The following is a 6,346-nucleotide window of genomic DNA, read 5'->3' on the forward strand; positions in this document are numbered from 1 at the left end:
AGGACGAAGGCCCGGTCGCGGCCTTCGCGGGTGGAAGGGGGTCGCCCGCGCTCCGCCGTGCCGCGCGGGCCGGCTCGCGCGGGCCGTGTCACGCGGGCCGTGTCACGCGGGGCCGGCCGGTCGCGCCGGCCCGACCCTCGGACGGCTGCGCGGGAGGCCGAGGCGGCGCTCGGCGATGATGTCGCGGAGCACCTCGCTGGCCCCGCCGTAGACGGTGGTGACGGCGGCGGCCCGGAACTCGTGCTCGAAGGCCCCGCCGGCGGGCGCGTCCGGCGCGCCGGGCGCCAGCAGCCCCTCGGCGCCCAGGATGTCCAGGGCGTCGGCGAGGTGGCGCCGGCCGGACTCGCTCCAGTACAGCTTCCGCATGGCCCCCTCGGGGCCCGGGACGCCGCCCTTCGCGGCGTGCCAGTCCATCCAGCCGCCCAGGAGCCGGGAGACCTCCTCCTCGACGGCGATCCGGCCGATCCGCTCGGCGACCAGCGGGTCGTCCAGGACGGTCGTCCCGCCGGGGCGGCGCGCGTCCCGCGCCCACGCGGCGAGGTCGGCGGCGATCGCGTGGTCCACGGACGCGGGCCCGCCGACGCCCCGCTCGTACACCAGCGCGATCCGCATGACGTTCCAGCCCCGGTCGACCTCGCCGATGAGGGCCGCCTCGGGGACGCGCACGCCGGTGTAGAAGGTGGCGTTGGTGACCTGGCCACCGAGCGTGCGGATCGGGCGGCACTCGAACCCGGGGTCGTCCGTCGGAACCAGGAGCAGCGACAGCCCGGCGTGCTTGGGCGCGTCCGGGTTCGTGCGGGCCAGGACGAACACGTGGCTGCAGACCTGCGCGGTGCTGGTGAACATCTTCTGGCCGTCGACGACCCACGCGTCGCCGTCGCGGACGGCCGTCGTCCTCGCGGCGGCCACGTCCGAGCCGGAGTCGGGCTCGCTGTAGCCGAGGGCGATGAGGATCTCGCCGCGCAGCGCGCCGGGCAGGTACCGGCGCTTCTGCTCCTCGGTGCCGACGTGCAGGATCGTGTGCAGCACCATCGAGGTCGTCGCCCACCCGTCGCAGCGCAGGCCCGCGCGGGCGCACTCGTCGAAGACGGCGCGCGCGTAGCCGGGGTCGGCGTCGCCGCCGCCGTACTCGGCGGGCCAGCCGGCGGCGAGGACGCCGTCGCGGGCGAGCCGCTCGTGCAGTTCCATCGTCTGGTGGCAGCCGCTGCGGCGCTGTTCCTCCGCCCACTCCGGGCGCACGTTCGCCTCGACCCAGGCGCGCGCGGCCGCGCGGTGCCCGGCCAGTTCGTCGGATTCGCGGAAGTCCATGGTCACACCCCTGCCGTGGTGGAGGACGCCGTGCCGAAGAGGCGGCGCGGCAGGCCCGCGTAGGCCGCGCGGCGGTCGCCCGCCACGAGCGGCCACGCCTTGGCGCGCCGGTAGTACAGCTGCACGTCGTATTCGAGGGTGCAGCCGTAGCCGCCGTGCATCTGCAGGCTGTCGGACGCCGTGGTGTACGCGGTCTCGGACGCGAACAGCAGCGCCATCGTGGCGAGTTCGGCCGCGTCCGGCGTCCCGGCGTCGTGCGCCCACGCGGCCTTCCAGGCGAGCAGCCGCGCGCCCTCCAGCGCCGTCGCGTCGTCGGCCAGGCGGTGCTGCACCGTCTGGAAGCCGCCGATGAGGATCCCGAAGGCCCGGCGTTCCAGCACGTAGCCGAGACCGAGTTCGAGCGCGCGGGCGGCGAGGCCGGTCAGCGCGGCGCCGGTCAGCGCCTCCCAGCGGCGGACGGCGCGGGCGTGGGCGGCGACGGCGGCCGGGCCCTCCGCGAGGACGATCGTCTCGCCGTCGTCCAGCGGGCGGTCCGCGACCGGCATGGAGCCGAGGTTGGGGACGGCCCGGTCCCGCGCGGACCCGGCGGCGAGCGGTTCGGGCGCCCGGGTCGCGACGAGCGCCCCGTCGCGCGTCGCGACCACCACGTCGGCCACCGCCCCGGCCGGGACGAGCCGGGCGACGCCGCCGGTGACCGGCCGCAGCGCGAGGGTCGCCAGCAGGTCGCCCGCGACGGCGCGGGCCGTCCACGGATGGTCCGGCGCGGCCTCGGCGAGCAGGGCGGTCGCGGCGGCGGCCGCGGCGAGCGGGACCGGCGCCAGCGTCCGGCCCAGGCAGTCGGCCGCGACGGCGAGCTCCAGCAGCCCCGCCCCGCCCCCGCCGTGTTCGGCGGGCACGAGGATCGCGGGCAGGCCCATCTCGACGACCTTGCGCCACAGGCCGGCGTCGAACCCGAGCGGTTCGGCGGCGCGCACCACGGCCGGGGGCGCTTCGCCGTCGAAGAAGTCGCGGAGGCTCGCGCGCAGGACCTCCTGGTCATCGGTGAAGGCCAGGTCCACCAGGCGCCACCCCCACGTCGGGCCGGAGGAGCACACTCCGACATCGATGTTCTCGGTAGCGAGATTAGTATTCTCGTTTGTCCAGAGCAACCCTCCGCAACGGTCGGCCGGTGCCGCCCTATCCGGAGATCTCGTCGACCAGCCCCCACGCCCGGGCGGTGCGGGCGTCCAGCGTCTCGCCGGTGAGCGCCAGGTACAGGGTGCGGTGCCGGCCGATCCGGCGCGGCACGCTCACCGTCCCGCCCGCGCCCGGGATCAGCCCCATCGCGACCTCCGGCAGGCGGAAGGCGGCGTCCGGGCGGGCGACGACGCGGCCCGCGAACGCGGGCAGCTCGACGCCCGCGCCCACGCAGGCGCCGTGCACGCGGACCTCGACCCGGGCCGCGAGCCGGTGCAGCGGACGTCCCGCACCGGCGCGGGTCCGGACGTGATGGGCGGTCGCGAGATCGGGCGCGGTGCCGAACTCGTCGAGGTCGCCGCCGGAACAGAACGCGGGCCCCGCCCCGTCGAGGACGACCCGGGCGATCCCGTCGTCCAGCAGCGCCACCCGCAGCGCGTCCACGAGGGTGTCGCGCACCTGCCGCCCGTAGGCGTTGCGGCGGTCCGGCCTGTTCAGCGTGACGTGCAGGACGTCGCCCGCGCGGTCGACCAGGACGGGGTCGGCGGTCTCCGGCGGGAGCGGGCGCGGCCCGCGGGCGGCGAGCCACCGCGCGAACTCCGCCCCGCCGAGCAGGGTGGAGTAGGCGTAGGACTCGACGTCCAGTGCGGCGGGCACGGGCAGGTGCTCGACCGCCCGCAGCACCTCCCGCAGGACGAGGGCGGCGCGCGGGTTCGCCGTAACGGCCCGGCCGATCGCCTCGAGCCGCTCCCCCGGGTCGGCGACGGTCACGCTCTCCGGCCCCGCGTCGGCGGTGGCGAGGGTGACGTCGAGCGCCCGGGCGAGCACGGGATCGGCGTCGCCCAGCCCGACGAGGAGGCGGTCGGACCCGAGCGCCGCGCGCGCCGCCCGTTCGAGCAGCGCCGGGGACCCGCCGCCCGACAGGTCCACCGCCACGAGCGGGTCGCGCGGGGCGCCGTCCGGGTCCAGCGCGGGGGCGTCCGCCGCACCGTCGGCGAGGTCCTCGATCGAGACGATCATCGGGCTCCCTCCGGTCGAGATCGGCGTCGGGGCGCAGAGTGTATCGTCGGGCCATGTCCGTGCTGGCCGAGTGGGCGGCGAGCGGCGTGGTGCCGCTGACCGGGCGTCCGGACGGCCCGCCCCTGGTGCCGCCGGGACGCGGCGCGGCGCTCGCCCGGGAACTGGCGGAGACGCTGCCGGTGCCGGTGGACGGCCCGCGGCTGCTGTCCGAACGCGCCGCCTTCACCGGGCACCGGCGCGGCGGGACGGTGTCGGCGGGCGGCTCCTGCCGGCTGCTGCCGACCGCCGACGGGTGGGCGGCCGTCTCCTGCGCCCGCCCGGACGACCCGGCGCTGCTCGGCGCGATGATCGGCGCGGAGACGGGGCCGGACCCGTGGCCCGCCGTGGCCGCGTGGCTGCGCGTGCACACCGGCGACGAGCTGGCGGAACGCGCCGAACTGCTCGGCGTCGCGGCCGGGCCCGCCGGGGGAACGCCCCGCCGCCCGGCCGTTCCGGCGCCGCTGTCGCCGCGCTCCGTCGAGGGCCTGCTCGTGGTCGACTTCAGCGCGCTGTGGGCGGGACCGCTGTGCGCGCACCTGCTCGGCCTCGCGGGCGCGCGGGTCGTGAAGGTGGAGACACCGTCGCGCCCGGACGGCGCCCGCCGCGGCGATCCGGGCTTCTACCGGCTGCTGCACGCGGGCCACCGCTCGGTCGTGCTCGATCCCGGCACGGCGCCGGGACGGCACGCGATGGCGGCGCTGGTGGACGCGGCCGACATCGTCGTCGAGGCGTCCCGGCCGCGCGCGCTCGCCCGGTTCGGCCTGGACGCGGACGCCGCCGTCGCCGCCGGGACGACCTGGGTGTCGATCACCGCGTACGGGCGGGACGCCGACCGCGTCGGCTTCGGCGACGACGTGGCCGCGGCCTGCGGTCTCGTCCGCCGCGAGCCGGACGGGACGCCGCTGTTCTGCGGCGACGCGATCGCCGACCCGCTCACCGGTCTCACCGCCGCCGCGCTGGCCTGCACCGCCCCGCCGGGCGGCGGGGGCGTGCTGTGGGACGTCGCCATGTCCGACGTCGTGGCGGCGACGCTCGACCCCCGCGGGCCCGGCGCGCCCCCGGCCGCCGTCCGGCACTGCGACGGGTGGGCCGTCGACACCGGAACGGACGGGCTCGTGCCCGTCGCCGAGCCGGTGCGCCGCCGCGTCGACGGCACGGCGCCCGAATCGGGACGGGACACCGCCGAGGTACTGCGCGAACTGGGGATACCGGGCCCGTGATCCGGCCGCTCACGCGGGACGCCCGACCCCGCGACACCACGTCTCGCGAGCAGGGTCGCCGGTTCGCCGATCCGGCCGCCGCCGACGGACGTCGGCTTCCGCCCCGTGAACGCGCGACACCGGTCTCGTGGCCGGCGCCTCCGTATGGGCCACCGCCGCCCCGGCGATGGGCGGAACGCCGCCACCGCGCCTCCCGGACAACGGACACCCGTCTCGTGATCGGGGCGACCGCGCGGGACGCCGGCGTCCGCGAGACGCCGCGCAGGGGCGGCGGGTACCGTCGCGGTGATGCTCCGGACCGGGGGGCGCGGGACATGAGCGGGCTGCTGCTGCGGGACGCGGAGCTCGACGGGCGCGTGCGCGCGGACGTCCGGGTGGAGGGCGGCCGGGTCGCCGAGATCGGCCCCGGGCTGGCGCGGCGGGCCGGTGAGCGGACGGTGGAGTGCGGCGGCGGCGCGCTGCTCCCCGGGCTGTGCGACCACCACCTGCACCTGCACGCCATGGCCGCCGCGGAACGGTCGGTGCCCTGCGGGCCGCCGGACGTCACGACGCCGGACGGGCTGGCCGCCGCGCTGCGCGGCGCGGTCCCCGACGAGCACGGCTGGATCCGCGGGACGGGCTACGCCGAGGCCGTCGCCGGGCACCTCGACGCCGCGGGCCTCGACGCGTTCCGCGCCGACCGTCCCGTCCGGCTCCAGCACCGCGGCGGCGCGCTGTGGACGCTGAACTCCGCCGCCGTGCGCGCGGCGGGTCTCGCCGCGGGCGGCCACCCGGGCATCGAGCGCGGCGCGGACGGCGCGCCGACCGGACGGCTGTGGCGTGCGGACGCCTGGCTCCGCGAGCGGCTGCCGCCCGCACCGCCCGCCGATCTCGCGGGGGTCGGCGCGCGGCTGCTGCGCCTGGGCGTCACCGCCGTCACCGACGCGACCCCCGACCTGGACGGGACCGCGCTCGCCTCGATCGGGTCGGCCGTCCGCGACGGCGCGCTCCCCCAGCGCGTCCATCTCCTGGGCGTCCCGCTGGAGGGTCCGGCCGAGCCGCTCCCCGGGCGCGTCACCACCGGGCCGTACAAGATCGTGCTCGCGGACTCCGGGCTGCCGTCGCTGGACGACCTCGCCGAGCGGATCGGGCGCGCGCACGCGGCGGGACGCGCGGTCGCCGTCCACTGCGTCACCCGCGAGGCCCTCTTCCTGCTGCTCGCCGCGTTCGACGCGTCCGGCGCGCGACCCGGCGACCGGATCGAGCACGCGGCGCTCGTCCCCGCCGAGACGGCGGGCGACCTGGCCGCGCGGGGGCTGCGCGTGGTGACCCAGCCCGGGTTCATCGCCGATCGCGGCGACGACTACCTCCGCGACGTCCCCGCCGCCGACCGCCCGGACCTGTACCGTTGCGCGGGCCTCACCGCGGCGGGCGTCCCGGTCGGGCTGTCGAGCGACGCCCCGTACGGGCCCGCCGACCCGTGGGCCGTCATGGCCGCGGCGGTCCGGCGCCGCACGCGGTCCCTGGACGTCCTCGGGGCGGACGAGGCGATCGACCCGGCGGCCGCGCTGCGCGGGTACCTCACCGCGCCCGGCACGCCGTAC

At 78.4% G+C, this 6,346-nt stretch carries 5 protein-coding genes; 2 read left to right on the forward strand and 3 right to left on the reverse strand.

Translation table 11 applies throughout. The features are described from left to right. Positions 1–102 precede the first annotated feature (102 nt). The 3 genes from ACFQ11_RS23060 to ACFQ11_RS23070 form a co-directional block, all read right to left on the reverse strand. Entirely contained in the window at positions 103–1,308 is a 1,206-nt protein-coding gene (locus ACFQ11_RS23060; RefSeq protein WP_378301956.1) for an acyl-CoA dehydrogenase family protein, read from the reverse strand. Positions 1,309–1,310: 2 nt separating this feature from the next. After that, positions 1,311–2,366 (reverse strand): acyl-CoA dehydrogenase family protein, encoded by a 1,056-nt coding sequence (locus tag ACFQ11_RS23065; protein WP_378301958.1) that lies wholly within the window; start codon positions 2,364–2,366, stop codon positions 1,311–1,313. A 118-nt stretch (positions 2,367–2,484) separates the two neighbouring features. Next, entirely contained in the window at positions 2,485–3,504 is a 1,020-nt protein-coding gene (locus ACFQ11_RS23070) for an enoyl-CoA hydratase/isomerase family protein (RefSeq protein ID WP_378301960.1), read from the reverse strand. Positions 3,505–3,557: 53 nt separating this feature from the next. Between ACFQ11_RS23070 and ACFQ11_RS23075 the strand changes: the two genes are divergently transcribed. Further along, positions 3,558–4,763 carry a CoA transferase gene (locus ACFQ11_RS23075; protein ID WP_378301962.1) on the forward strand — a complete coding sequence of 402 codons (1,206 nt, stop codon included), beginning with the start codon at positions 3,558–3,560 and terminating at the stop codon, positions 4,761–4,763. Positions 4,764–5,077: 314 nt separating this feature from the next. Continuing rightward, the coding region (locus ACFQ11_RS23080; RefSeq protein ID WP_378301964.1) for an amidohydrolase family protein at positions 5,078–6,346 on the forward strand (1,269 nt) is incomplete at its 3' end.

Origin of the sequence: Actinomadura sediminis, assembly GCF_042675525.1 — a bacterium.
Lineage (GTDB): Bacteria > Actinomycetota > Actinomycetes > Streptosporangiales > Streptosporangiaceae > Spirillospora > Spirillospora sediminis.

What these genes read in the sequence shown, in the direction of transcription:
- ACFQ11_RS23060 (WP_378301956.1), bottom strand. Translation starts at nt 1,308, where the DNA reads ATGGACTTCCGCGAATCCGACGAACTGGCCGGGCACCGCGCGGCCGCG.
- ACFQ11_RS23070 (WP_378301960.1), bottom strand. Translation starts at nt 3,504, where the DNA reads ATGATCGTCTCGATCGAGGACCTCGCCGACGGTGCGGCGGACGCCCCC.
- ACFQ11_RS23075 (WP_378301962.1), top strand. Translation starts at nt 3,558, where the DNA reads ATGTCCGTGCTGGCCGAGTGGGCGGCGAGCGGCGTGGTGCCGCTGACC.